Origin of the sequence: Amycolatopsis sp. CA-161197 (genome assembly GCF_050942255.1) — a bacterium.
GTDB lineage: Bacteria > Actinomycetota > Actinomycetes > Mycobacteriales > Pseudonocardiaceae > Amycolatopsis.
This window is the reverse complement of record NZ_CP192059.1, coordinates 4,488,995-4,514,743: the sequence shown is the minus strand read 5'-3', so window position 1 is coordinate 4,514,743 and position 25,749 is coordinate 4,488,995. Positions and strand designations below refer to the sequence as shown.

23 protein-coding genes are annotated in these 25,749 nt (G+C 67.3%); 15 read left to right on the top strand and 8 right to left on the bottom strand.

Translation table 11 applies throughout. From position 1 onward, the window contains the following. Positions 1 to 20: 20 nt before the first annotated feature. Together ACQPXB_RS21595 and ACQPXB_RS21590 are read right to left on the bottom strand one after the other, a co-directional pair. Positions 21 to 791 carry a squalene/phytoene synthase family protein gene (locus ACQPXB_RS21595; protein WP_432850578.1) on the bottom strand — a complete coding sequence of 257 codons (771 nt, stop codon included), beginning with the start codon at positions 789 to 791 and terminating at the stop codon, positions 21 to 23. Next, complete coding sequence (locus ACQPXB_RS21590) at positions 788 to 1,804, bottom strand: terpene synthase family protein (protein WP_432855113.1); 1,017 nt, start codon at positions 1,802 to 1,804, stop codon at positions 788 to 790. The genes ACQPXB_RS21595 and ACQPXB_RS21590 overlap by 4 nt, the downstream gene beginning before the upstream one ends. Before the next feature lie 353 nt (positions 1,805 to 2,157). Between ACQPXB_RS21590 and ACQPXB_RS21585 the strand changes: the two genes are divergently transcribed. The 3 genes from ACQPXB_RS21585 to ACQPXB_RS21575 all read left to right on the top strand — a co-directional run bounded on the left by ACQPXB_RS21585 (position 2,158) and on the right by ACQPXB_RS21575 (position 6,045). After that, positions 2,158 to 2,640: an OB-fold nucleic acid binding domain-containing protein gene (locus ACQPXB_RS21585; protein ID WP_432855110.1), complete on the top strand. Its 483-nt coding sequence runs from the start codon at positions 2,158 to 2,160 to the stop codon at positions 2,638 to 2,640. Positions 2,641 to 2,987: 347 nt separating this feature from the next. Further along, entirely contained in the window at positions 2,988 to 4,523 is a 1,536-nt protein-coding gene (locus ACQPXB_RS21580; protein WP_432855107.1) for a DUF6531 domain-containing protein, read from the top strand. 16 nt (positions 4,524 to 4,539) lie between these two features. After that, positions 4,540 to 6,045, top strand: a complete 1,506-nt coding sequence (locus tag ACQPXB_RS21575) for an RHS repeat-associated core domain-containing protein (protein WP_432855104.1) — start codon at positions 4,540 to 4,542, stop codon at positions 6,043 to 6,045. A 544-nt stretch (positions 6,046 to 6,589) separates the two neighbouring features. Here the strand turns inward: ACQPXB_RS21575 and ACQPXB_RS21570 are convergent. The 5 genes from ACQPXB_RS21570 to ACQPXB_RS21550 form a co-directional block, all read right to left on the bottom strand. Further along, a protein-coding gene (locus ACQPXB_RS21570; RefSeq protein ID WP_432848885.1) for an IS3 family transposase occupies positions 6,590 to 7,749 on the bottom strand; the annotation gives its coding sequence in 2 pieces (ribosomal slippage) (positions 6,590 to 7,468 and positions 7,471 to 7,749; 1,158 coding nt in all). Positions 7,750 to 7,913: 164 nt separating this feature from the next. Further along, positions 7,914 to 8,876 (bottom strand): ABC transporter permease, encoded by a 963-nt coding sequence (locus ACQPXB_RS21565; protein ID WP_432855101.1) that lies wholly within the window; start codon positions 8,874 to 8,876, stop codon positions 7,914 to 7,916. Positions 8,877 to 8,893: 17 nt separating this feature from the next. After that, a complete protein-coding gene (locus ACQPXB_RS21560) occupies positions 8,894 to 10,462 on the bottom strand; it encodes a sugar ABC transporter ATP-binding protein (protein ID WP_432856734.1) in 1,569 nt (522 codons plus the stop codon). Next, positions 10,459 to 11,760, bottom strand: a complete 1,302-nt coding sequence (locus tag ACQPXB_RS21555) for a sugar ABC transporter substrate-binding protein (protein WP_432855098.1) — start codon at positions 11,758 to 11,760, stop codon at positions 10,459 to 10,461. The genes ACQPXB_RS21560 and ACQPXB_RS21555 overlap by 4 nt, the downstream gene beginning before the upstream one ends. A gap of 2 nt (positions 11,761 to 11,762) precedes the next feature. Then, positions 11,763 to 12,917: an agarase gene (locus ACQPXB_RS21550; RefSeq protein WP_432855095.1), complete on the bottom strand. Its 1,155-nt coding sequence runs from the start codon at positions 12,915 to 12,917 to the stop codon at positions 11,763 to 11,765. Positions 12,918 to 13,172: 255 nt separating this feature from the next. On the opposite strand from ACQPXB_RS21550, the gene ACQPXB_RS21545 reads away from it, so the two are divergent. Genes ACQPXB_RS21545 through ACQPXB_RS21535 form a run of 3 tightly spaced genes read left to right on the top strand, consistent with a single transcriptional unit; the run spans position 13,173 to position 15,896 of the window. Continuing rightward, positions 13,173 to 14,210, top strand: coding sequence for a Gfo/Idh/MocA family protein (locus ACQPXB_RS21545; protein WP_432855092.1), 1,038 nt, complete (start codon positions 13,173 to 13,175; stop codon positions 14,208 to 14,210). Further along, entirely contained in the window at positions 14,207 to 15,055 is an 849-nt protein-coding gene (locus ACQPXB_RS21540; protein WP_432855089.1) for a TIM barrel protein, read from the top strand. Before ACQPXB_RS21545 ends, ACQPXB_RS21540 begins: the two co-directional genes overlap by 4 nt. A 43-nt stretch (positions 15,056 to 15,098) precedes the next feature. Next, entirely contained in the window at positions 15,099 to 15,896 is a 798-nt protein-coding gene (locus tag ACQPXB_RS21535; protein ID WP_432855086.1) for a sugar phosphate isomerase/epimerase family protein, read from the top strand. A 69-nt stretch (positions 15,897 to 15,965) separates the two neighbouring features. On the opposite strand, the gene ACQPXB_RS21530 is transcribed toward ACQPXB_RS21535, so the two are convergent. Next, complete coding sequence (locus ACQPXB_RS21530) at positions 15,966 to 16,550, bottom strand: TetR/AcrR family transcriptional regulator (RefSeq protein WP_432856731.1); 585 nt, start codon at positions 16,548 to 16,550, stop codon at positions 15,966 to 15,968. Positions 16,551 to 16,816: 266 nt separating this feature from the next. Between ACQPXB_RS21530 and ACQPXB_RS21525 the strand changes: the two genes are divergently transcribed. From ACQPXB_RS21525 to ACQPXB_RS21485, 9 genes are all read left to right on the top strand, one after another. After that, positions 16,817 to 17,698 carry an alpha/beta fold hydrolase gene (locus ACQPXB_RS21525; protein WP_432855083.1) on the top strand — a complete coding sequence of 294 codons (882 nt, stop codon included), beginning with the start codon at positions 16,817 to 16,819 and terminating at the stop codon, positions 17,696 to 17,698. Positions 17,699 to 17,736: 38 nt separating this feature from the next. Next, positions 17,737 to 18,876 carry a substrate-binding domain-containing protein gene (locus tag ACQPXB_RS21520; RefSeq protein WP_432855080.1) on the top strand — a complete coding sequence of 380 codons (1,140 nt, stop codon included), beginning with the start codon at positions 17,737 to 17,739 and terminating at the stop codon, positions 18,874 to 18,876. A gap of 5 nt (positions 18,877 to 18,881) precedes the next feature. After that, a complete protein-coding gene (locus tag ACQPXB_RS21515) occupies positions 18,882 to 20,378 on the top strand; it encodes a sugar ABC transporter ATP-binding protein (RefSeq protein ID WP_432855077.1) in 1,497 nt (498 codons plus the stop codon). After that, complete coding sequence (locus tag ACQPXB_RS21510) at positions 20,375 to 21,451, top strand: ABC transporter permease (protein WP_432855074.1); 1,077 nt, start codon at positions 20,375 to 20,377, stop codon at positions 21,449 to 21,451. Before ACQPXB_RS21515 ends, ACQPXB_RS21510 begins: the two co-directional genes overlap by 4 nt. Before the next feature lie 28 nt (positions 21,452 to 21,479). Beyond that, positions 21,480 to 22,400, top strand: a complete 921-nt coding sequence (locus tag ACQPXB_RS21505) for a sugar phosphate isomerase/epimerase family protein (protein WP_432855071.1) — start codon at positions 21,480 to 21,482, stop codon at positions 22,398 to 22,400. A gap of 13 nt (positions 22,401 to 22,413) precedes the next feature. Continuing rightward, positions 22,414 to 23,355 carry an alpha/beta fold hydrolase gene (locus tag ACQPXB_RS21500; protein WP_432855065.1) on the top strand — a complete coding sequence of 314 codons (942 nt, stop codon included), beginning with the start codon at positions 22,414 to 22,416 and terminating at the stop codon, positions 23,353 to 23,355. Between the two features lie 13 nt (positions 23,356 to 23,368). Then, entirely contained in the window at positions 23,369 to 24,403 is a 1,035-nt protein-coding gene (locus ACQPXB_RS21495) for a Gfo/Idh/MocA family oxidoreductase (RefSeq protein ID WP_432855062.1), read from the top strand. Positions 24,404 to 24,535: 132 nt separating this feature from the next. After that, the gene (locus ACQPXB_RS21490) at positions 24,536 to 25,276 is read left to right on the top strand and encodes a GntR family transcriptional regulator (RefSeq protein ID WP_432855059.1); all 741 of its coding nucleotides are present in this window, start codon (positions 24,536 to 24,538) and stop codon (positions 25,274 to 25,276) included. Between the two features lie 41 nt (positions 25,277 to 25,317). Next, positions 25,318 to 25,710 (top strand): tautomerase family protein, encoded by a 393-nt coding sequence (locus ACQPXB_RS21485; protein ID WP_432855056.1) that lies wholly within the window; start codon positions 25,318 to 25,320, stop codon positions 25,708 to 25,710. Positions 25,711 to 25,749 lie beyond the last annotated feature (39 nt).

Genomic DNA, 25,749 nt, shown 5'->3' with positions numbered 1-25,749 from the left:
AAGCAGCCTGACAAGATCGGTTACCCTGCGCAGCTTGCTTGCTGTACCTCGGCCAGCTTGCCCAGGTAACGCTGCAGGGGCGGTCCGAAGAAGCGGCGGGCGTGGCTCTCCTCGGGCATGTCTTCGACGTAGGCGTGCGCGCCGGCCAGGTTGCTGCGGATGTAGCGGATCATCTCGGTCCCGTGCCAGCCGTTCGGCCAGTAGTCCGCGCCGCGGGTGAGGTCTTCGTCGTGGTCGAGGTAGATGTTGCCCGCCTGGAGCGCCCTGCCGTAGTGCAGTCCGTTGGTGCGGTCGGTGTCGGTTCCGTCGTACCAGGACCAGAAGTCGCTGTAGAGCATCACGACGGTGCCGGACACGGCGTAGGTGTAGCGGTCGAGGTCCTGCTCGGTCCGGATGGTCACTCCCGGACGGCACCAGGCGGACATGCGGGCGGCCATGACGGCGACGGTCTCCAGCGCCCGGGCTTCGATGCCGTCCGGGATCACCGCCGCCCACTCGGCCAGGCGCAGGGTGACCTCGGGCAGGCTTTCGCGGTGCGGGGCGAACACGCGGTCCAGCCGGGGGTCGGTGATCGAGGACTCCAGGGCGCGGGCAACTCCTTGCAGCAGGGCGCTGCGATCCTCCGCGCCGAGTTCGGGGTGGTCCTCGATCTCGTCGATCGCGCGCAGGCACAGGTAGGCCCCCGTGATCGCCTCGTCCAACCCCGCCGGCATGGCCAGGGTCGGTTCGTACCAGGTGGTGGAGTAGCGGCGCAGCATCCGGTGCGCCTCGGTCAGCGTCGGCGCGGTCATGCCGCGTCCCGCACGGGGAGGTGGTCCCACCACCAGGCGATCGCCGCGATGTCCGGTGGTGTCTCGACACCGTCGGGGGCGGTGTCGGTGGTGGTCAGGGGGTCGTCGGCCAGCACGTCCGAGTATCGCGAGGAGTAAAGCTGCCATGGGATGAACGCGCCCTCCATGCGGATCATGGACCGCACGTACGCGCACAGCGCCGGCCCGCCCTCACGCATCAGTTCTCGGGACAACATGTCCATCGCATAGAAGACGCTGCTGATCACTGCGATTGCTTCATTGACGGCGTCCTTGACGCCACAGCCGGCTCGATGGGCCAGCACGGTGACGAGGTTGTGGTGGCCGTCCCGGAAGTCCTTGGCGATGGTGGCGACGTCGTTGCCCCAGCTCGTAGCGAGATGAACGGTCTGAAGGAACGCCTGGACCGATCGACTGTGGAATTCGTGCTCGGGAATTTCCATCCCGGTGGCGAACTCCACTACCGCCGACATTGCGGGCATAATGGACGCGGCTTCGCGCACTGCGGTGTACACCTCCACCGACGGCGGTTGTGTCGCGGCCTCGAGCAGGTGCTCCGAGACGATCGCGGCGAAGTACCTCTGATGGGCCGACCTCAACCGTTGCCGCTGTACGGGTGTTGCCAGTGCCAGTAGTTCCCGGGCGTTCTGCCGGACCATGGCGGTAATCGGGGTGTCGGGCGCAGACGCGTCCGGGTCGTCCCATATGCGCTGACCGCAGGCGGCCATGATCGCGGCCTCCTCGGTGGACGCCGCTTCGAGGATGTCGTCGACAAGGAAGTACACCGGGCCCCACACCACGGTCGGCTTGAGACGCTCCGCGCTCGCCGGAGCCGCCAGGAACGCCATCACCGCAGCCGTGCGTGACCGCACGATCGCATCCACCTGCTCCTGCGGTAGGTCGCTGTATCGGGATAACCACTTCGCGGCTTCCCGGTCGTAATCCTCGTGCCCGATCTCGGAGTGGACGGGAAACGGGAAGTACAACTCCGCCACAGTCACCACCTGCCCACGGAAGACGGGACGCGGACGTCGCACATGATCAGCCTCCTACAGCGCGGACTTCGGCGGGCCTCGACAATGGACAGCAACCGCATTCCCCGGCGAAGTGCCGGCCACCTGAACAAGTGTGGTGCCCGGTCTGACCGGCACGGGACCGCCGAGCAGGTTCATCGGCCCTCCCTGTTCGTGTGACGAAGTGATCACGCCAGAACCAGAGAACCCACCGATCGAGATCCCTGGGGCCGCCGAGGTCACCGGATCGGATGCCGTTGCGGCGAAAAGGCGGTCACGCGGGAAATGCCGCACCGGATCCGCGAGACAATCGCCGGAATCCGTCCAGGACAACTGTGGCCGACTGGAACGCCCTCGCTGAGCCACTCCGCCGCGCCGAAGCCGAACACGGCGTGCTTCAACGCCACCACACCGACTGGGGACCACGCAAACGGCACTGCGCCTCGCTCATCGTCGCCGCGACGATCACCCAAAGCGACTACACCGCGCTGCCGCTATTCAGGAACCGCACGCGCATCCACCCCACCGACGAACCATTCCGCAACCTCGTCTACAAGCTGATCATGTACAGGCCCCGGTGTCCACCACGGCCGCGGGGCGGGATCACCTTCCTCAACCTCGAAGACGAAACCGGCATGGCGAACGTGATCGTCTCGGTCGGGCTGTGGCGAAAATGCCGGAACATGTGGCTCAACAACTCGGCATTGCTCGTGCGCGGGATCGCTCAGGTCGGGCAGGGCACCGTGTCGCTGGTCGCCGACCAGGTCACGCCAGTAGACCTCAAAAGCCTCGCCAGCGGCTCGCGGGATTTCCGGTGACGACGCCGACCCGGCGACGTGTCCAAGGGGCGCGTCGCCCGTGGCGGGGGGTGAAGCCGGCGGCGCGCGATGCGGCTGAGCATTCGGTGATGTGTGCGACCGTGCGCTGATGCATTTGGCCTACGTCAGGCGTTGGGACTAGCCGGGCATACAGGTCGTATCGAGTGGTTGCTGTCACGAAGCAACATTCGGTGGCGATGGATCCCTCGCCGCGTGGCCGGAGTTCCGGGGTGGTCGTTGGCCTGGGGAGATCGGCGGGTTCGGGGGCGCGGTTGAGGCTGCACTCACGTCGTTCGAGGGGAAGAATGATGAGGCATAGATCTGCGTTAGCCGTTACCGCTGTGACGTTGGGGGCGCTGGTGGTCGCTGTACCGCAGGTGGCGTCCGCCGAGGCGCGCACGGTGGCTCCGCCGTCGACGGTGTGGACCCCGCCGGCCACGGTGAACCACACACCCACGGGTGGTCAGCCGCCGACCGCGGCCTGGCTTCCGGGCTACAAGCCGGGTTTCGCCGCGGCGGCGGTGTCGTCGTGCGGGGCGAACGAGACCGGGCTGCTGCCGCAGTACCCGCTGGAGCGGTTCCAGATCTCCGACCGGATGGAAGCGCTGGTCAACACCCACGACGGGAACCTGACCATCACCCAGCGCCAGCTCACGATCAAAGGCACCGGCGAGAACCTGTCGCTGTCGCAGGTCTACAACAACCAGCGCGCCGGTAATGGCAGCTTCGGCACCGGGTGGACACTGAGCCACGGACAGGACATCGGGCTCACCTTCAACGGCAGCGACGTGGTCCTGCACGGCGACTCCGGCTACTGCGCCACCTTCGCCCACCAAGCTGACGGCACCTACACCGAAGCGCCCGGGGTACACGCGGAGCTGTCGAAGGCATCGGACGGCAAGTACAGCCTGATCTTCGACAGCTCCAACGAGCGCTGGACGTTCAGCCCGGCCGGCTGGCTATTGTCGCAGGCCGACCGCAGCGGCAACACCGTCACGCCCCGCTACAACATCGACGGCACCACCGCCTCGATCACCGATTCGCAGGGACGGGTGACGAGCTTCGGCTACACCAACGGGCTGGTCTCGGCGATCACGGACCCGACCGGCACGGCCGCGGCGACCTACACCTACAACACCACCGGTCAGCTGACCGACTTCACCGACCGCTCCGGCGCCTCGATGCACCTGACCTGGTGGCCCTCCGGTGACCTGAACACGATCCAGGACCCGAACGGCAAGACCTACACCTTCACCTACGACACCTCCCACCGCGTGAGCAAGGTCAGCATTCCCCGGCAGGCCGGGGCGGCGGACACCACCTTCGGCTACGGCAGCGGGCAAACCACCGAAACCGACCCGAACTCCCACTCGGTGACGTATCACTACGACACCCAGGGGCGGCAGACCTCGGCGGTCGACGCGCTCGGGCACGAGCAGAAGACCGAGTGGACCACGAACAGTGACGTTCAGACCACGGTCGACGGGCTGAACAACTCGACCACGAACACCTACGATCCGCTCAACAACCTGATCGGCACTCAGCTGCCGACCGGGGCGAAGACGAGCGTGGGTTACACCGACACGACTCACCCGCACCTGCCCACGACGGTGACCGGCCCGGCCCGGGGACAAGATCTCCTGCACCTACGACGAGGCCGGCAACGTCAAGACCATCCACTCCGACGGGCTCAACGCCGATCTGCAGTCCCTGACGTACTTCCAGCCCTCGGGCCTGGTCGACACCAGCACCGACGGCAACGGGCACGTCACCAGCTACGACTACGACAACGTCGGCAACCTCAAAACCGTCACTCCGCCCACGCCGCTGGGCACCACCAGCTACACCTACGACTCGCTCTCGCGGGTCGCGTCGGTCACTGATGGGCGCGGGATCCGCTTGGACTACGGCTACGACAAGCTCGACCGTGTGGTCTCGGTGACCAAGCACAGCAGCAGCGTGGTGCTCGAGGCCGACACCTACGACAACAATGGCAGCCTCACCCGCCGCGAGACCGCGACCGCCGTGCACACGTTCACCTACGACACCGGTGGCCTGCTGCGCACCGACACCCGCAGCGACGGCACCACCCCGACCGAGGTGCTGAGCTACACCTACGACCCGGCGACCAACCTCAAGACCATGACCGACCCGGGCGGCACCACCACGTACGGCTACGACGCCGCGAACCGGCTCACCTCGCTGCTGGATCCGTTCGGGCAGACCACCACGTTCGGCTACGACAACGCCGACCACCGCACCAGCATCACCTGGCCCGGCGCCGGCAGCCAGACCAACGGCTACGACAACTCCGGCCGCCAGACCAGCCTCACGGTCAAAAACAGCGCCGGCACCCAACTGCTGCAGACCACCTACAACTACACCAAGACCGGCGGCGTCGACTCCGACCAGATGCAATCCAAGACCGACGCGTCCGGCACCACGAACTACACCTACGACACCCTGCAGCGGTTGAAGACCGCCGCCGGAAGCAACTACGCCTACGACAACGCCGGCAACATCACCACGCTCGGCTCGGCGACCTTCACCTACAACGCCGCCGACGAACTCGTCAACGACGGCCGCACCCGCAGCTACGACACCGCGGGCAACCTGACCGGTGCGACCAGCCCGACCGAGACCTACAACTACAACGACACCGGCCAGTACACCTCCTCCACCGACGCCGCGGGCAGCAGCTTCACCGCCACCTACGACACCCTCGACCAGACCCAGCCCCGCAGCTTGACGTTCCACACCGCCGGGGCCGGCACCACGGTCGACCAATTCACCACCACCGCCCTCGGGTTGACCCAGGCCGTGCACAACGGGGCCCGCACCAGCATCACCCGCGACCCCCAGGGCACCGTCGTCACCGAGAAAACCCCGACCAGTCGCTACAACCTGGTCACCGACTACCAAGGCAGCGTCGTCGCCCTCGTCTCCACCACCGGCGCCCTCGCGGCCAGCTACCGCTACGACCCCTACGGCGGCAACACCAGCACCGGCACCTCCGCCGGCGACAACCCCTTCCACTATCTCGGCCAGTACCAGTACGGCAGCGACATGCTGCTGGGCTACCGCTGGTACTTCCCCGGCTGGGGCCGCTTCCTCACCCCCGACCCCACCGGCCAAGAAACCAACCACTACGCCTACGCCCACAACGACCCCATCAACGCAAGCGACCCCACCGGTGCATTCAGCTTTGATAATCTCGTGAAGGGGGTGGGCGCCGGAGTCGGGCTAGGAACCGCTCTCGGCGTCGTCGGAGGCGCCATCGTCGGCGGGATTGCCGCAGGGCCTGCTGGAATTCTTGTCGGCGCTGAGCTCGGAGGAAAGGTTGGCGCCATTGTCGGCAGTGGCAGCGGTCTAATCGGAGGTACTATTTACGGTTCGTTAACCTAAGCTGCAGGCGTGTAACTTTCCGCAGCTGGTGACATCGATCCATGTCACCAGCTGCGGAACCGCCAGTTTCGAGGGCAGCTATGAAGAGGTTCCTGGTTCGCCATCCCCTTTTATCCACGGCGATTGACTCACCAGTGCTTTATGTGATATTTTTTTTGATTCTCATGACATTTGCTAGAATCCCGCAAAGCCTAATTTTCTCTGGAGTTGCAACCTTTGTGGTTGTGTTTTTAGTATTTATTGTGAGCGGCGCTTTCACGCAAATCGTAAGAGCTCGAAACAGGTAAGGACGAATCTGCTTTGTAGGATCGAATCGGCGGCGCCAACTCGCCGAGAACAAGCGGGGTCTGGCAAGCCGTCGGACTGCGGGTCTGCCGGGCGGGAACCGCGCTGTGGACCGTGACGAAGCTGAGGAGTTGACCGGCCGGTGGGGCCGTTCGCGGAGGACGGCCCCACCTTCGCTGGCTTGGTGCCAGATGAGCTGGAGCTGTTGGCGGACTATGGGTCTGCCCAGACTTCGGTTGACACCGGAGTTGGCTGTTTCTCAGGCCGCTGCTGCGGTGGTGTAGATGGTCTCAAACTCGACTGGGGTGAGCTTGCCCAGGGCGCGTTGGCGGCGTTTGCGGTGGTACTTTGTCTCGATCCAGGACACGATCGCCAACCGGAGCTCCTCACGCGTGCGCCACCTCCGGGTGTCGAGAACATTCTTTTGCAGCAACGAAAAGAACGATTCCATCGCAGCGTTGTCACCGCAGGCGCCGACCCGCCCCATCGACCCGGTCAGCCCATGCGCGTGCAGGAGGCGCTGGTAGGGCACCGATCGGAATTGGGCGCCGCGGTCGGAGTGGACGACGACATCGCGTGGGTTTCGGAGCGCGATGGCGTTGCGCAGCGCACTGACGGCGAGTGAGGCCCGCATGTGCGAGGCGATGGAGTATCCGACGATCTTGTTGGAGTAGCAGTCCTTGACCGCACACAGATACAGCTTGCCCTCGCCGGTGGGGTGCTCGGTGATATCGGTCAGCCACTTGGTATTCGGTGCGGTGGCGGTGAAGTCCCGGCGGACCAGGTCGTCGTGCACCGGCGGACCCGCCTTGCGGGAACGTCCTTTCTTCTTGGCGTGCAGCGAGAAGATCTGCTGCATCGAGCAGATCCGCCACACCCGGTTCTCCGAGGCGGTGAATCCGCGCCGGGCGAGTTCGTCGGCGATGAACCGGTAGCCGTCGGCCGGGTCATCGGAGTGGATCTCGAGCGCGGCGTTGATCAAATGCGCGTCGTCCCAGTCCCGCTGCGAGACCGGGGACGAACACCACTGGTAGTAGGCCTGCCGGGAGATCCCCAGCACCCTGCACGTCACCGCGACCGGCACCCGCATAGGGGCGCCGGCCGCAGCCAGGTCACGGACGAGCGGGAAGACTATTTTCCCGGCAGATTGCCCTGCGCCAGGTAAGCCGCCGCCTTGCGCAGGACCTCGTTCTCCTGCTCCAGCAACCGGTTCCGCTTCCGCAGTTCCCGCAGCTCAGCGGACTCATCCCGGGTCACGCCGGGCCGGGTGCCGTCCTCGACATCGGCCGCGCGCAGCCAGTTGGCCAGACACGACTCGGAGATCCCGAAATCCTTGGCGACCTGCTTCAACGGGACCTCGCCGCGGCGGGCCACAGCGATCACGTCGTCACGGAACTCACGGGGGTAGGGCTTGGGCACGGTGACATCCTTCCATGCGAGGCCGAAGCCTCACAGGTGAGGTGTCAACCAGACCCTGGGCAGACCCTCAGGCGTCAACCAAACCGTGGGCAGACCCGGGGTTCGCTCTCCAGGTCTGTACTGTCCGCTACGTCGGCCTGTCGGAGTCTTCGGTGGCGGCGGCGTCACTTGATGGCTGCATAACGGGACCGGTCGATGGTCAATGCGACGGCCAGGATCACGACGATTCCCTTCACGATCTCCTGGGTGAAGGAGTCGATACCCATCAGGTCCATTCCGTTGGACAGGATCGCGATCACCACGACACCCAGGAGTGTCCGGTGCGGTCCGCCGAGGCCGCCTGAGAGGGCCGTACCGCCCATGACGACGGCGGCGATCGAATCGAGAAGCATCGCGTCGCCGGCGCCCGGCGAACCGGCCTGGACCTGGCCGGTGATCAGCACGCCGCCGAGGCCGCACAAGGCGCCGGCCAGCACGAAGGCCGCGATCTTGTAGCCACGGACGTTCAGCCCGGACAATGCCGCGACCGGTTCGCCACCACCAATCGCGAACAGGTAGCGCCCGAACGACGTCCGGAAAGCGGTGAACGTCAACACCCCCGTCACGACGAGAACGATGAGGACGATATTGGGGATACCCAGCACCGGACCGGCGTTCACAAGGCCGGTGAGCCCCGTCTCCGAGAAGAGCACGGCGCTGCCTTTCGACAGATGGTCAGCGATACCACCGCAGATCGACAGGCTGCCCAGGGTCACCAGAAAGGACGGAACCCGGAACACCGTGTAGACCGAACCATTGAACAGCCCGATGACGGCACCGACCGCGATCCCAGCCAGGAGGCCACCGGCGACTCCGAGCTTGTCGAGCGTCAACGCCGTGACCAGACCGCTCAGCGTCACGTTCGCCCCCACCGACAGATCGATCGACCCGATCAGGATCACGACCGTCCCCGCGAGCGACACCAGCAGAAGCACCGAGGCCTGGCGCCCGATGTTGCTGAAGTTGTCCAGGGTCAGGAAGTTCGGGCTGGCGATGGTGAACACGACGACGAGCGCTACCACGCTCAGCAGCGGATACAGGAGCGTGGTCGAGCGCAGCTGCGGCAGCCACGCCCGGTTCTCGCTCACGGACGTTGCGGGCACTGTCACACCATCTCCCTGACGATTTCTTCTTCTGACGGTTTGTCCTCGGCGGGCGCGAAGACCGTGGCGCGAACCAGGCCGTCCTTCATCACGAGGACCTTGTTCGACAGGCCGATCACCTCGGCCAGCGTGTCGGAAACCAGCAGGACAGCTCCGCCACGGCCGGTGAAATCCCGGATGAGTGCGTAGAGATCCGCCTTCGCTCCGACATCGAGTCCGCGGCCCGGATCGTCGAGAACGAGCAGCCGCGGCCCCATGGCCAGGCAGCGGGCGAAGACGATCTTCTGCTGGTTCCCGCCCGACAGCTGCCCGATGCGTGCCCGCGGACCGGTCGCCTTCACCCCGAGCCGTTTGATCCACTGGGAGGTGGAGTCCCGGATCTTGCGGACGTTGAGCACCGGCAGCTTGCCGTAGGTGAAGGTTTTCAGCAGCGGCAGGCTGAAATTGGATTCAAGCGTGTGCGCACCGATCACGGCCTGGGTGCTGCGTTCAGCGGGCACGTAGGCGACGCCGGCCCGCATCGCCGAGGACACCGATCCCGGAGGCATCGGCTGCCCTTCGATGGCGATCTCGCCTGCGTCGGTCTTGAGAGCACCCGCGACCGCGCGCGCCAGTTCCGAACGGCCCGAGCCCAGCACACCGGCCAGCCCCACGACTTCTCCTGCGCCGACCTCGAACGTCACGTCCTGGAACGCGCCTTGCTTGCTCAGCCCACGGACGGAGAGGACGGACGTACCGACTTCACGTGACTGCTCGCTTTCCTGGTAGTACTCGGCATCACGCTCCCGGCCGACCATGAGGCGGTGCAAGTTCGCCTCGTCGCTGTCAGCGATCGGCAGCTCGGCGACCTTCTCCCCGTCGCGCAGGACGACGATGTCATCGCAGAGCGCCTGGAGGTCAGAAATCCGGTGCGACACCAGGATGAACGCGCCGCGTGATCGCCAGCCCCTGACGTTGTCGAACAGCAGCTCGGTCTCGACGGCCGAAAGCGCGCTCGTCGGTTCGTCCAGGAGGATGATCGGCGCCGCGTGGTGCGCCGCGGTCGTCGCGAAAGCCTTGGAGATCTCGACCAGCTGGCGCTCCCCGAAGGTCAGCTGTTCGGTGACGACACGCGGATTCACGGACACGCCGAGGTCTTCCAGCACCGCCGCGGCGGCCCGAATCATCCTGGCGCGCTGCCGGACCCCGCCCCACGTGAACCGGTCCTCGGTGCCGAGGAAGACGTTCTCGTACACGGGCAGCGACGGGATGAGCCCCTGCTCTTGGAACACGGTGGCGACCCCGTGCTTCGCGGCTTCCTTGGGATGGCCGAACGCGACCTCGTCGCCTGCGATGACGATGCGGCCCGAGTCGGGCGTCGTCGTTCCGTTGATCACCGACAGGATCGTCGACTTGCCGGCACCGTTTTCGCCGACGAGACCCAGCACCGAGTTCTTCTTAAGCGAGAAGCTGACGTCCCGCAACGCGCGGACGCCGGGGTAGCTCTTGCTGACCTCGTGCAGTTCCAGCGCGAAATCGCCGGTGTGTGCAGCCGGCGCGACCAGGCCGTTCTGGGCATCTGCGCGAGTCATTTCTTGAAAGGTCCGCTCTTGTAATGGCTCGCGTACAGCGCCTTGACTTCTTCGAACTGCCGCTTGAAGTCGGCGCCGGCGTAGACCGTGTTCAGTTCCCGTCCGTTCTTCTCGCGGCCCGCCCACAGCTCATTCGGGTCGATGGGGTTCATCTCTTCCTGGGGATCCCAGTCGTCCGGGTGGATGGTCCGGCTCATCTTGACGACGTCGTACGGGAACTTGCTGCCGTATACCTTGTCGTAGGCCTCCTGGGCGTTTTCCCGCGTGACCAAGGTCGAGCCCTGGAACATCATGCGTTCGGGAAGCGCGGGCTTCCAGCCGTTCATGGCGTCGAACACCGTGACCGCGGAATAGCACGCGAGGTAAGGGGGCACGGCGAGATGGGTCACGACCAGGTTGGACCCCTGAGCGATCTTCTGCAGCGCCTCGGCGTTACCGTCCACACCCGACACCTTGACGTCTTTCATGCCGCGTTCTTCCAGCACGCTCAACACCCCGTTGGCCTCGGCGTCACTCTGGGCGAACACCGCCTTCATCCCCGGGTATTTGCCGGCCAGGTTCAGCATCACGGCGCGGGACTTTTCGCGGTCGAACCCGCCGTCGAGACCGCCGACGATCTCGATTCCCGGCGTTTCTGCGGCGGCCCGCGTGAGGCCTGCGGTGCGCTGGTAGTCCGCCGACGCGCCCTTGAGGCCCGCGATGTGGACGACCTGGCCCTCGTTGCCGATCTGCCGGAACAGTTCCTTCGCGACCTCGTAGGCCGCACGTTCCGACGGCGGGACGACATAGCCGACGACATAATCACCCACGTCGACGGGAGTCAGCCACGGCGCCGACTCCCAGGCGTGCAGCCAATGGATCTTGGCCGCTTGGCACCGTTTGCCCATCGCCGGGATGATCGCCTCACTGACAGGGGCGCCGATCAGCATCTTCCCGCCGGTCGAGGCCACGGTTTCGATCTGGCTCAGCTGCTTGGTGGGATCGCTGCCGTTGACGTAGGAGTTGGCGCTGCATTTCAGCGCATTGACGGCGACCTCATAGCCCCGGTTCCAGCTGTTCCAGTAATCGTTCGTCAGTGGCGGCGTCTGTTGGGTGAGCGTTCCTGAAGTCAGCTTCGCGCCACGAACGGACTCGATCGCCCCGCCAGTCGCGCCGTCGCGGTTGCACGCAGCGAGCAGCGGGGCCGCGGCGATCCCGGCGCCGGCGGCCGTCGCGAGCTTCAGGAAGAACCGGCGCCGCACGGGGCCCATGTGCGCAGCGGTGTCGATCAGCCGCTGCTCGTCGGAAACGTACGCCATCGTCAGCCGCCGATCCTGGTGTAGATGCCGTGGTTGAACTCCGCGACTCGGGTGGTCATGTCTTCGTACGGTTCGTCGTACGGCGACTTCAGACCCCAGCCACGGCTGAGGTTTTCCAGGTAACCGCACCAGTGCCAGCCGACGAACCACGGTTCGCCGAGCACGGTCGCGAGCGAATCGACGTAGTTCTCGCCGCGGGCGCGCTGGTCGGCCAGGCCGTTGTACCGGTGCGGGTTCAGGTCGGTCGGCGCCATGTTGCCAATGTCGGCGATGAGCACCGGTTTGCCGGCCTGCGCCGACCAGGCGGCGAGATCGTCGCGCATCTGGTCGAACGACGCCTGGTCGGTGCCGCAGAAGTACTGGATCGACAACACGTCGACGTGGTCGGCGGCGGCGTGCAGCACGGCGGGCGGGATGCCCTTGTTGCCGTTGTAGCGGTCGCCGAGGACGAGGTGGTTCGGGTCGTAGCGCCGGATCGCTTCGACCACGGTTTTGTAGTACTGGTCCGCGATCTTGTAGAGCAGGTCCTCGTGGGCGGCAGAGCCGGGCACGTCGTCGAGTTCGCCGAAGTGCTTTCCGGTCGAGTGCCGCAACCACGCCGGGATGTCGGTCAGGAAGTACCCGATGAGATTCGGATCTTGCGCCGCGCCGAAGCAGTACTGCCGCGCGAGGTAGTCGCAATGTTCGGCGAACTTGTCGGAGAACACGTCGGGGAAGACCGGGTTGCCGTTCCAGTCCTCGATCGGCGCCACCCGCAGCTGCTGCACGTACGGCATCCCCGCCCCGCGGACTTCGCCACCACTCCAGCCGAGGGAGTGACCGAGGTCGATGGGCACATCCCAGTCGACCCGGCCTTCGGCCCGGCCGGTGACCCACTGCTGCGTCCAGCCCAAGGTGTTGAAGCCCCACTCGCGAAGATCCGGCAGGGCCGCCTCGGCGAGCCACTTCTCCCGCGTGCCGTACCGCTCGCGGTAGACCTCAGCGTTGTGCGGGTACTGCAAATCGGTCTCTTCGAGGTGGTTGAGCCCGACGGAGATGAACCCGTGTCCGCCGGGGGTGATCAGCCACCACCGATCGCCCACCTGTTGGGCCCGGAAGAAGCCGGTCGCTTTCGCTTTGACGTCGGCGGTGGCGCCGGGCGGGGTTGAAGCTGTCATGGTTTCTGACTCCACTCTTGCTGGCTGGAGGGCTGTGACGGGGACCTCGTTGCCGGGCAACCTTGCCCCGCGATGTAGTTCCTGTCAATAGTTTGTTAAGACATATGTAAGTCTAGAGGTGAGCCGACCGGATTCGCCGGACCTGCTCTGACCAGTTTGACCTGTTGTCAGGACAATATATTGACACTCCCGCAACGCTCGGGGACAGTCCACGGGTATTCGTCAGCGACTCATCGTCCGAACAGGAGCACTCCTATGAAGATCATCCAGGTCGGCCTGGGCGCGTGGGGCCAGTCCTGGCTCGACGTCGTCTCCGGTCACGACCGGTGGTCCCTCGCGGCCGTTGTCGACAGCGACCAGGCGGCGCGAGAGCGGGCATCCGCCCGGCACGGCATCCCGGCCCACGAGCGGCTCTTCGAAGCCCTGCGCGCGCACCCGGACGCGGGTGCGGTGCTCGTGCTGGTCCCGCCGGAGGCACACGCGGCCGTCTCGATCGAGGCCATGGCGGCAGGCCGCGACGTCCTGATCGAGAAGCCGCTCGCCGCGTCACTGCCGGACGCCCGCGCGATAGTCGAGACTGCGAACAAGCACTCCCGCATCGCCATGGTGTCGCAGAACTACCGGTTCAAGCGCGCGGCCCGGACGGTCAACCGGCTGATCACGCAGGGCGTGATCGGCGACGTCCAGCAGATCACCATCACCTACCGGAAGAACCCACCCTTCGAGGGGTTCCGGCTCGAGATGCCCGAGCCACTCCTGATCGATCTGGCCATTCACCACTTCGACCTGCTGCGCGGGGTGACCGGTCTGAACTGCCACGAGGTCCGCGCGCGCACCTGGAATCCCAGCTGGTCGCAGTTCAAGGGGAATTCGTCGGCCCTCGTCGAGTTCGACCTCGACAACGGGGCTCGCGCCGTCTACACGGGATTCTGGTCCTCCTACGGCCGGCACACCAGCTGGGACGGCGACTGGACCATCGAGGGTTCCGCGGGCAGCATCACCTGGGCGGACAACGAGGTGACCGTCCGGTTCGCGAACATCTTCGACACGACGTTCCTCCCGGGAGCACTCGAACGCGGCGGCGTGATGCACGTCGACCTCGACCGGCTCGGCGCCGAGGAGCGACCGGCCGTGCTGGACGCGTTCGCAGACGCTGTCACGCACCGCACCACGCCCGAGACCTCGGCCGACGACAACATCCGGAGTCTCGAACTCGTGCTGGCAGCGGTGTCCTCGGCCGGCGACAACGGCGTTCCGATCGACCCGCGGCGGCTCGCGGAGCAGGTGTCGTGAACCGCATCCGCTACGCCTTCAGCCTCGTCGCGTACGGCGACGAACCGGTGGAGACCGGTCTCGAGCGCATCGCCCGCTACGGCTACGACGCCGTCGAGCTCATCGGTGAGTCGGAGAAGTACGACCTCGCCGGCGTGCGGCTCCGATGCGCCGACCTCGGCCTCGACGTCAGTGCGATCTGCAGCATGTGGATCGGCAACGGCCGCGACCTGAGCAGCGCCGACCCGGCCGAACGCCGCTCGGCTGTGGCATACGGTCACGCCGTCACCGACATGGCGGCGACCGTCGGAGCGCCCACCGTCGTGGTGTGCCCGGCCCGCTTGTGGCGCGTGACGCCCTCGGGTCCGACTCACGACGAGCGGGCCTGGGCCGTCGACGGCATCCGTCAGGTCGCGGAGTACGCCGGCGAGCGCGGCGTGCAGGTCACGATCGAACCGTGGAACCGCTACGAAACGCACCTCGTCAACACGGTCGCCGACGCGGCCGGTTTCGCCCGCGAGGTGGGACTGTCCAATGTGGGCGTGCTGCCGGACACCTTCCACATGAACATTGAAGAGACGGGGCAGCTCTCCGAGCGGATCGAGGAGCACTCGTCGTTCGTCAACCACGTCCACTTCTCCGATAGCAACCGGGGCGCGCCCGGCACGGGCCACATCGACTTCGCACCGATCGTGCGGACCTTGCTCGAGATCGGCTACGACGGGTACGTGACCTTCGAGCTGCTGCCTCCCGCGGCCGACCCGTCGCAGTTCGCCACGAAGGACCCGCACCGGCGGTTCCGCGACCCCTACACCCGGACTTCGATCGCCTACCTCAAGGACATCGTCGATGACCTCACCCAGTAACCGATTCGGGATCAGCAGCCTGGCCCTGACGTACCCGTTCTCGATGCGCGACCTCGATCACCTGAAGTGGGCCGCCGACACCGGTTTCGGGGTCTTCGAAGTCTGCGTGTCCGATCCCGGCGCGATCGAGCCGGATGCACTAGAGACGGTCGCACGACAGACCGGCGTCCGGCTCACGGTCTCGGGCGATTTCGGCCCGAGCCGAGACACCGGCCACCCGGACGGGCACGTGCGGGACAACGCCGTTGCCTACATGCGCGAGTGCATCGACATCGCAGTGGCGCTGGGTTCGCCGATCTTCGCCGGGCCGCTGTACTCGGCAGTGGGCAAGGCACGTTGGCTGTCCACCGAGGAGCGCGCCGCCGAGCGCAGCCGATCGGTCGAATCATTGCGCAAGGTCGCCGAGTACGCCGCCGAACAGAACGTGCGGCTCGCGCTCGAGCCGCTGAACCGTTTCGAGACAGACATGGTCAACACCGTGCGCGGCGCGCTGGACTTGCTCGACGCGATCGACGTCCCGGGAACCGGTCTCATGCTGGACACCTTCCACATGAACATCGAGGAGAAGGACCAGGCCGACGCCATCCGGACCGCGGGTGACGCGATCGCCCACTTCCAGGCGTCGGAAAACGACCGCGGAACGCCGGGGACCGGTGCTGTCCCCTGGCACTCGGTGCGCGACGCGCTGTCCGACACCGGTTACGGCGGCGACATCGTCATCGAATCATTCGTCCCCGTGCCCGCCCTCGCCGACGGGGCCTCGATCTGGCGCGATCCGGCGGACAGCATGCGCAGGCTCGCCTCTGAGGGACTGACCTACCTGACCGGTCTGTTCAGCTGACCTGCGCGCTCGTGCGGGCTGGGCGCCGAGTTCACTTCGCGTCCTGCCCGGGCGAGCGCGCCGGCACAATCAGGATGCGTGGGTCCCGCGCGACGAACGGGCCCCTTCCCCGATGTCGGGGATGCTCGCGTCGACGAACGCGTGCCACGACTCGAGGAACACCTCGCCGGCGTCGTCGGAGTGGTCGAGATCGGCCGCAACCGCGGCGCCCGTGCGCAGCATCAGCAACGCCTCGGCGAACCTCCGCGGCCGCGGGTGGCCCAAGGCCGCGAGCGCTTCCGCGGCCAAGTCGACCAGCCAGGCTCGCTGCCCTGCCGCGACGGCACGGGCGGGGTGCGCGACGTCGGGATATTCGGCCGCCGCGTTCACGAACTCGCAGCCACGGAACCCCAGAATCGCGCCGTCTTCCACCAGTGTCTGCGCGATCGCGTCGAGCACCGCCCGCGAGTTGCCGGGCTCGGACTCCGCGGCCGCCTCGATGCGATCACGCGCGCGGTTGGCGCGCCCGCTCAGGTACTCGTGGATGAGCTCGTCCTTCGACGCGAAGTGCCGGTAGAACGTCACGCGCGTGACCGAGGCCTCGGCGACGATGCGCTCCACCCCCACCGCGCGCAGCCCCTCCGCGTAGAACAACCGGTCTGCAGTCTCGACGATCCGCTGCCGGGCGGCGGACCTGCGAGCCGGCTTCGGCGCCGGTCGCGGACCTGCGGGAACTGCATCGATCCGTTCGAAGATCTTCGACATCCCTCTTGCCCTCCGTGTCGTCCTGAGTTAGCGTAGCCGAAACCAGGTAGAACGGTCACCCTACCTCCTACGTTCTACTTCTTTTCTTCATCGGCCGTCCGGCGCGAGCGCCGTGGACGCGAAGAACCACGCCGGGCCGATCCCCCTTGTTCGTCGTGCTTGTAGAGAGGCTTGCCATGATCGACGTGACTGACCACAAAGGACACCCGGTGACCCGCGGCCGGGTCGATGTCAACGGAACCCGGCTCCACTACGTGACCGCCGGTGAGGGCGAGCCGCTCGTGCTGCTGCACGGCGTGCCGAAGAGCTGGTACTACTGGCACCGCGTGATCCCGCTGCTCACCGAGCACTTCACGGTGATCGCGCCGGACATCCGCGGGTTCGGTGACTCGTTCCGGCCGGCCGAGGGCTACGACATGGAGACGATCGCCGACGACATCGCCGAGCTCGTCGAGCACCTCGGCCACCGGCAGTTCGCCGTCGCGGGTGAGGACTGGGGTGCGTGTTTCGCCTACGCGCTGGCGGCGAAGTACCCCGATCGCGTCACGAAGCTCTCGTTCGGCGACTCGCTGCTTCCCGGCCACGGCCTCGAGGACTGGTCGCACCTGACCGCTGAGAACATGCGGGCAGGGCACTTCCTGTGGCACGTCAGCTTTTTCCACGTCCGCGACATTCCCGAAATGCTGATCCAGGGCCGAGAAGAACTGTTCTGGTCGACCTGGATGAAGAACGAGACCTACGATCCCGGTGCCATCACCGACGACTGTGTCCGGGAGTGGACGAGGACTTCGTCGGCGCCCGGCGCGCTGCGCGCGATGTTCGAGGTCTACCGCTCGACCTTCCGGAACATCGAGCTCATGGACCAGTGGTCCGCGCAGCCGCTGACGATTCCGGTGCTGACCGTCGGCGCCCGGTACTTCATCGGGCAGGAAGTCGCCCGGCGCATGGATCCCCTCGCGAAGGACGTCAGCTACGCCGAACTGCACTGCGGCCACAGCATGGCGCTCGAAAAGCCGGCTGAGCTCGCCCGCACGCTCACGACGTTCTTCCTGAACTGACCCGCCCACTTCACCCGCACACGTCAAAGGCGACTGTCGTGATCAGACACCAACATGCCCGCGCGATCTTCGGCGGGCTCGGCGCCGTGCTCCTGCTCGCCGCCTGTTCCCCCGGCCTGCCCCAGTCCACCGCCACCGCGTCGGGCGGCGGCACCTCGATCGAAACCCTGCTCGCACCCGCCGACTCGGTCCGGGTCGACGCCAAGCCGGGACCGCCCGTGGTGGGCCCCATCAACCACACCGCGTTCAGCCTCCCGTACGCGGGTTTCCTGCCGCTGCCCGACGGGCCGGTCGGCGACCCGAACCGCCAGTACACGATCTGCTTCTCCCAGGCGGACTCGGTCGGCAGCTGGGCCGTGGCCCAGCGCGAGAGCGCGATGGTCGAGCAGGCCCGCCACCCGAACCTGAAGGTGCTGTACTACAACACCAACAACGATCCCCTCAAGCAGGTCGCCGACGTCGACAGCTGCCTGGCCCAGCATGTCGACGCGGTGGTGATCTGGCCGCACTCGGTCGAGCCGCTCACGCCCGAGATCGAGAAGGTCGCCCAGTCCGGCACGGTGCTCGTCGGGATGGAGCGCACTGTCGCCACCTCCGACTACAGCTCGTGGATCTACCTCGACAACGTCGCGGCGACGAAGGACCTCGCGCTCGCCGTCGGCAAGAGCATGGGCGGCAAGGGCACGGTCGTCGAGACCGACGGCGCCATCGGCTCGTCGCCCCAGATCCTGCGCCGCGACGGATTCGTCAAGGCGCTGAACGAGGCGTACCCGGAGATCACCGTCGACTTCACCGCGCCCACCGACTACAGCCGGAACCAGGGCTACAAGGTCGCGCTCGACTACCTGCAGGCGCACCCGGGCAAGAAGATCGGCGCCTGGTACTCGCAGTTCTCCGAGATCGGTTACGGCGTGCACCAGGCGCTCGCCGACTACAATCAGGCGTCGTCGGTGCCGCAGTACACAATCGTCGACGGGCGCACAGCCGACCAGGCGGTCGCGGGCGGGACATTCCAGGCGCTCGCGCCCTGGAACCCACTGCACGGCGACCTCGCGATCCGCGCCGCGATCTACCACCTCACGGGCAAGCAGGTGCCGAAGAACCTGCTGCTGCAGCAGCCTCCTCTGGTCACGCGCCAGAACGCGGCAGAGCAGCTCGCCGCGACCTGGGTCGGGTGAAGCGCGTGGAACCACTGCTGTCGCTGCGCGGCATCAGCAAGAGCTACCCGGGTGTGCAGGCGCTGAGCGGCTTCGACCTCGACCTGCACGCCGGCCGCGGCACGTGCCTCGTCGGCGAGAACGGCGCCGGCAAGTCCACCCTCATCAAGGTCATCGCCGGGCTCGTGCACCCCGACGAGGGTGAGCTGCGGTTGCGCGGCGAAGTCGTCCGCCCGCGCACCCCGGCGGAGGCGCAGCGCCTCCGCATCAGCCTCGTACCACAGGAGATCTCGCTCGCCGACGACCGCAGCGTCGCCGAGAACGTGTTCCTCGGCCGGCTGCCGCGCCGGGGCGGGTTCGTGGCGCAACGCCGGCTCGTCCGCGACGCGGGGGCGCTGCTGGAGCGGCTCGGGCTGCCCGCCGTCGACGTGCGGCGGCCGCTCGGTGGCTTCCCGCCCGCGGTCAAGCAGATGGCGATGATCGCGCGTGGTCTCGCGTCGGACGGCGAGATCTTCATCCTCGACGAACCGACGGCGACGCTCACGACCCCCGAGTGCGAGCGCCTGTTCGCCGTCATCGACGAGCTCAAGACCCAGGGTTGTGCCGTGCTCTACGTGAGCCACCGCCTGCCCGAGCTCGCCCGCGTCGCCGAGGACATGACCGTGTTGCGCGACGGGCGCGTGGTCGCCGAGCTGCGCACCGCCGAGGCCACCGAGGCTCAGGTGGTGCAGGCGATGGTGGGCCGGCCGATCGAGCGGTTTTTCGACACCCGCGCCGAACACCGGACCAAGGGCCGGCCGGTGCTGGAGGTCGACGGCCTGTCTCGCCACGGCGCGTTCGAGGACATCGGGTTCACGGTCGCGGCGGGTGAAATCGTCGGCCTCGCCGGGCTCGTCGGCGCCGGCCGCAGTGAGGTCGCGCGGGCCATCGCCGGCGTCGACCGCCACGACACCGGAACCGTCACCGTCGACGGCGCGCCGACCCGGATTCGCACCGCCCGGCAGGCCATCAAGGCCGGGCTGGCCCTGGTGCCCGAAGAACGCAAGACGCAGGCCCTCGTGCTGACGTCGTCGATCTCGCGCAACATCGTGCTCCCCCACCTGCGGGAGCTCGGCCGGTTCGGCTGGTTCCGCGAAAAGCGGCTCACCGCCTACAGCAGCCGCATCGCCAAGGAAGTCAACGTCAAGGCGCCGAGCGTGCACACCCCCGTGGGCGCGCTCAGCGGCGGGAACCAGCAAAAGGTCGTGCTGGGCCGGTGGTTCGCGAGCAACCCCAAGGTGTACCTGCTCGACGAGCCCACGCGCGGCATCGACGTCGGCGCGAAAACCGAGATCTACCACCACATCGGCCGCTTCGCCGAGAACGGCGCCGGAGTCCTGGTGATCTCGTCCGAGCTGCCGGAGCTGCTCGGCATCTGCGACCGGATCCTCGTGATGCGCCACGGCCGGCTCGTCGGCGACGTGCCGTCGGCCGAAGCCACCGAAGAATCTCTCCTCGACCTCGCCCTCGGAGGATCGTCATGACCTCACGCACCACCCTCGCGAAGCCGCCCCCGCTGACCACAGTGGACCCACCGCAGCGCGCTCGGTTGACCCGGCTGCTGGCCGCCAGCGGCATGCTGCCGGCCCTGGTCTTGCTCATCATCGTGGGCTCGGCGCTGTCGCCGAGTTTCCTCACGGCGACCAACTTGTCGAACGTGCTGCGTCTGGGCGCGGTGATCGGGCTGCTCGCCCTCGGGCAGACGCTGGTCATCCTCTCCGGGGGCGGGGGCATCGACCTGTCCATCGCGTCCGTGGCCTCGGCCGCGGCCATCGTCGGCGCGTACTACCAGAGCTACGGGCTCGTGGCGGTGATCGTCGCGTCGCTGGCGGCGGGGGCGTTCTTCGGCCTGCTCAACGGCCTCGGCATCGCGCTGGCCGGGCTGCAGCCGTTCATCGTGACACTCGCGACGATGACGATCGCGCGCGGCATCGCGTTCGACCTCACCAACGCCCAGCCGGTCTACCTGCAGACGCCCGGACTGTCGACGCTGTCGCGCGGCGCGGTGCTCGGGATCCCGGTGCCGATCCTGCTGCTGGCCGTGGTGATCATCGCCGGCCAGGCGGTGCTCAGCCGCACAGTGTACGGGCGCAACCTGTACGCCGTCGGCGGCAACGAGGAAGCCGCGCACGGCGCCGGGATCAACGTGCGCCGCTACCGCATCGGCGTGTACGTGATCAGCGGCCTGCTGTCCGGGCTCGCCGGGCTCATCGGCATGGCCCAGCTCAACACCGCGGACCCCAACTTCGCCAACGGCTACGAGCTCACCGCCATCGCCGCGGTCGTCGTCGGCGGCGCGCTGCTCGCCGGCGGCCGGGGCACGATCCTGGGCACCCTTGTCGGTGTGCTCATCACGGCGCTGGTGTCGAACCTGCTCAACCTGCTCAACGTCAATCCGTGGAGCAACCTCATGGTCACCGGCGTGATCATCCTGGTCGTGGTCGGCCTCAACCGCAGCAAGGATCAACCCGACCGGCTGCGCGCGCTGCTCAAGGCCGCGCCGCTCGTCGCCATGCTCGCCTTCGGCACGTTCTTCCTCTACGGCGTGCTCAAGTGACCGGAGAAACCCGATGAAACTCGGCCTGATGACCGACAGCGTCAGCCACCTCTCGCTCGACGCGACCCTCGACCTGGCCGCCCAACTCGGCCTGGACTACGTCGAGTTCGCGACCGGCAACTGGTCCAGCAGCCCGCACGTGAACCTCGACGTGTTGCTCGAAGACGCCGCCGCCCGCCGCGACCTGCAGCTGAAGCTCGCCGACCGGAAACTGCGGATCAGCGCGCTCACCTGCTCGGGCAACCCCTTGCACCCCGGGCCCGCCGGCGTCGAGCAAGACGCGGTGACGCGCAAGACCATCGAGCTGGCCGCTCTGCTCGACGTCGACCGCGTGGTGCTGATGTCCGGGCTGCCCGGTGGTCCCGGTGACCAGAACCCCAACTGGATCGCCGTGTCCTGGCCACCGGAGGCTACGAAAGTCTTGGCGTGGCAATGGGATTCGGTCGTGCTTCCCTATTGGACGGACCTGGCCGGGTTCGCCGAGCAGCGCGGCATCCACAAGCTCTGCGTGGAGCTGCACGGGCAGCAGGTGGTGTACAACGCACCGACGCTGCTGCGGCTGCGCGAAGCGGTCGGCCCGGTCGTCGGGGCGAACCTCGACCCGAGCCACCTGATGTGGATGGGCGGCGACCCGCTGGCCGCCGTCGAAGCGCTCGGCGACGCGATCTACCACGTGCACGCCAAGGACACGCGCGTCGAACCGACCGCGGCCGTGCGCACGATGCTCGAAACAGTGTCGCTGCTGACCGACGACCCCGGCAGCCGCGCGTGGAACTACGTCACCCTCGGCACCGGGCGCGGTGAGCCGTTCTGGGCCGACTTCGTCGCCGCCCTCGCGAAGACCGGCTACGACGATGTGCTCAGCATCGAGCACGAGGACACCGCCGTCGAGCCCGTGGCCGGGGTGCGCGCGAGCGTCGACCTGTTGCGCCGCGTTACCCGGTCGTGAAAGGAGAATCCGCATGAACCCCCTCGCTCCGCCGAGCCCCGCCCACCCCGTGCCGGACGACAGCTGGCGCGCGACGCCCGGCCTGCGACACGGCCTCGTCCCCGTCGCCGACGGCGTGCGGCTGCACTACGTCACCGCAGGCGAGGGCGAGCCCGTGGTGCTCATCCCCGGCTGGCCCCAGAGCTGGTACGCGTGGCGGCACATGATCCCTCTGCTCGCGCGCGGCGGGCGACGCGTGTACGCGCTGGACCCGCGAGGCTTCGGCGACAGCGACCTGCCCGCCGAAGGCTACGACCTCGACACGGCCGGCCACGACATCCACCTGTTCCTCCAGCAGCTCGGCCTGACCGGCGGCGTGGACATCGTCGGGCACGACGTCGGCTCGTGGATCGCGCACGCCCACGCCGCCAACCATCCGGCCGACGTCCACCGGCTCGTGGTGGCCGACGCCCACATCCCCGGTGTCTCCCCCGCCCCGCCCGCCGACTGGCCGCTCGAGCTCGAGACGGTGCACCGGATCTGGCACTTCTACTTCAACCGGCTGGAAGGCCTGCCGGAGGCGCTGATCCACGGCCGGGAACGGGAGTTCCTGAAGTGGTGGTTCGGGCCGAACAAACTGGCCCGCACGTGGGCCATCGACGCCGAATCCTTCGAGGAGTACCTGCGTGTGTTCACCAAACCCGGCGCCGCCCGGGCGGGACTCATGTACTACCGCGAGGTGTTCAGCCCCCGCGGACGCGCGGCCAGTGCGGTGCGGCGGGAGAAGAAGCTCGACATGCCCATCCTGACGCTGGGTGGCGGCTTCGCCGACCGCGACAACCTGCTGCAGACGATGCGGCAGTTCGCGGGCGACGTGCGCGGGCACGTCTTCGAAGGTGTGGGACACCACCTGCCCGAGGAATGCCCCGAAGAGATGACCGAGAAGATCTTCGAATTCTGGCGCGAACAGCGATAGCAGAAGGACTGCAATGGTGCTCAACATCGGTGTCATCGGCGCCGGCCTCATCGGCCGTGACCACATCCGCCGGGTGACCGACGACCTGCCCGGCGCGCGGGTGTCCGCGGTGGCGGACGTCGACCTCGACCGGGCGAAATCCGTAGCCGCCGGTCTGCCGGCCGCGAAGCCGCTCCCGACCGGGCTCGACGTCATCGCCGACGACGACGTCGACGCGGTGCTCGTGACCTCGTGGGGACCCACCCACGAGGAGTACGTGCTCGCCGCCATCGCCGAAGGCAAGCAAGTCTTCTGCGAGAAACCCCTCGCCACCACCCGCGAGGCGTGCGAGCGGATCATCGACGCCGAGGTGGCCGCCGGGAAGCGGCTGGTGATGGTCGGGTACATGCGCCGGTACGACCCTGCGTACCGGGCGCTGAAAGCCGCGGTGACGGCCGGCGAGATCGGCGCCCCGCTCATGTTCCACTCCGTGCACCGCAATCCCGCGGTGCCACCGCACTACAGCAGCAACATGATCATTAACGACACGTGCGCGCACGACGTCGACATCACCCGGTTCCTGCTGGAATCCGAGGTCGCCGCGGTCCGGGTGCTGACGCCGGCTCGGCGCAACAGGCGGGATCCGGAGCACCTGACCGAAGCGATGCTGGTGCTCGAAATGGCGAACGGGGTCCTCGTCGACGTCGAAGCGTCGATCAACATCGCCTACGGCTACGACATCCGTGGTGAAATCGTCGGCGAAACGGGCACCGTCTCGCTCGGCGAAGCCACCCCGACCGTGCTCAGGCGCGACGGCGGGTACCGCGGCCAGGTCCCCGCGAATTGGCAGGACCGGTTCCGGTCCGCCTACGACGCGGAGTTCCGCGCCTGGATCGCCGCTGCGAGCCGCGGCGAATCCACCGGCCCGAGCACGTGGGACGGCTATGCGACGACGGTGGTCTGCGAAACCGGGCTGGCTGCCTGGCGGACCGGCGACCGCGTCGAAGCGTCCCTCCGCGACAAACCGGGCCTGTACGGCGACCCGGTGACACCCGCGTCTCACGAGTGACCACGACACCCCGCACCCGCGCCGCTGACCACCCGCGGCGCGGGTGCGGGTCACCACTGCCCGGCTGAAAGTCAAGTACTCGAAATGTCCTTACTTACTGACAAAGGGACCGGCTCCTCCTAGACTGCCCCCATGCCGATCGACCTCGACATCACCCTCGACCGCTCCAGCCCGATCCCCCTGTACTTCCAAGTCGCCGAGCAACTCGAATCTGCTGTCACCAGCGGAAAGCTCGCCCCCGGCACGAAGATCAGCGACGAGGTCACGCTGTCGACGGCACTGGGCGTCTCACGCCCGACGATGCGCCAGGCGATCCAGCTGCTCGTGGACAAGGGCATGCTCGTGCGCAAGCGGGGCGTCGGCACCCAGGTCGTGCAAGGCAAGATCAACCGGTCGGTCGAGCTCACCAGCCTCCACGACGACCTCTCGGCCGCCGGAAAACAGCACACCACCACAGTGCTGGACGTGAGCCTCCAGCCGGCCCCCGACCTCGTCGCCGAACACCTCGATCTCAAGCCCGACGCCCAGGTCTGGCACCTGCACCGGCTGCGCTTCGTCGACGACGAGCCGCTCGCCCTCATGCAGAACTACCTTCCCGAGAGCACCGTCGACCTCTCCGCGTTCGACCTCTCCACAACGGGTCTCTACCAGGCTCTGCGCCGCTCGGGCATTCACCTTCGCGTGGCCCGCCAGCACATCGGTGCCCGCCCCGCCACCACGGAAGAAGCACGGCTGCTCAACACCCGCAAGAACGCCGCGATGCTCACCATGTCCCGCACCGCCTACAGCGACGCGGGCACCGCCATCGAATACGGTAGCCACCTGTACCGCGCCGACCTCTACACGTTCGAAATCACACTGGTGGAACGCTGACGACCTCATATGTCCTTATGTCCTGACATGTGATGGTTGACATGCCACTGGTTCTCATCGACCTGCTCGAAGGCCGCACTCCCACCCAGCTGGAGACCCTCGCGGACACGGTCCAGGAGGTGATGGAGCGGGATTTCGCCGCCCCGCCTGGCGACCGCTACCAGATCATCACCCAGCACCGCCCCGGTGAGCTGCGGATCGGAGCCAGCGGCCTGCCTCTGCGCCGCTCCGACGACGTCGTGCTACTCCGCATCGTGCAGCAGGGCCGGTCCGAAGAACAAAAGACGCGCACGTACCGGGCGCTCGCGGAGCGTCTCCAGGACCGGTGCGGGATCGATCCGCAAGACCTTGTGATCACGGTCGTCCAGAACACGAGGGCGGACTGGTCGTTCGGCAACGGCTCCGCCCAGTTCCTCACCGGCGAACTCGCTTGAGAGACGCTGCGGGGGCCGCGGACGGTATCCGCGGCCCCC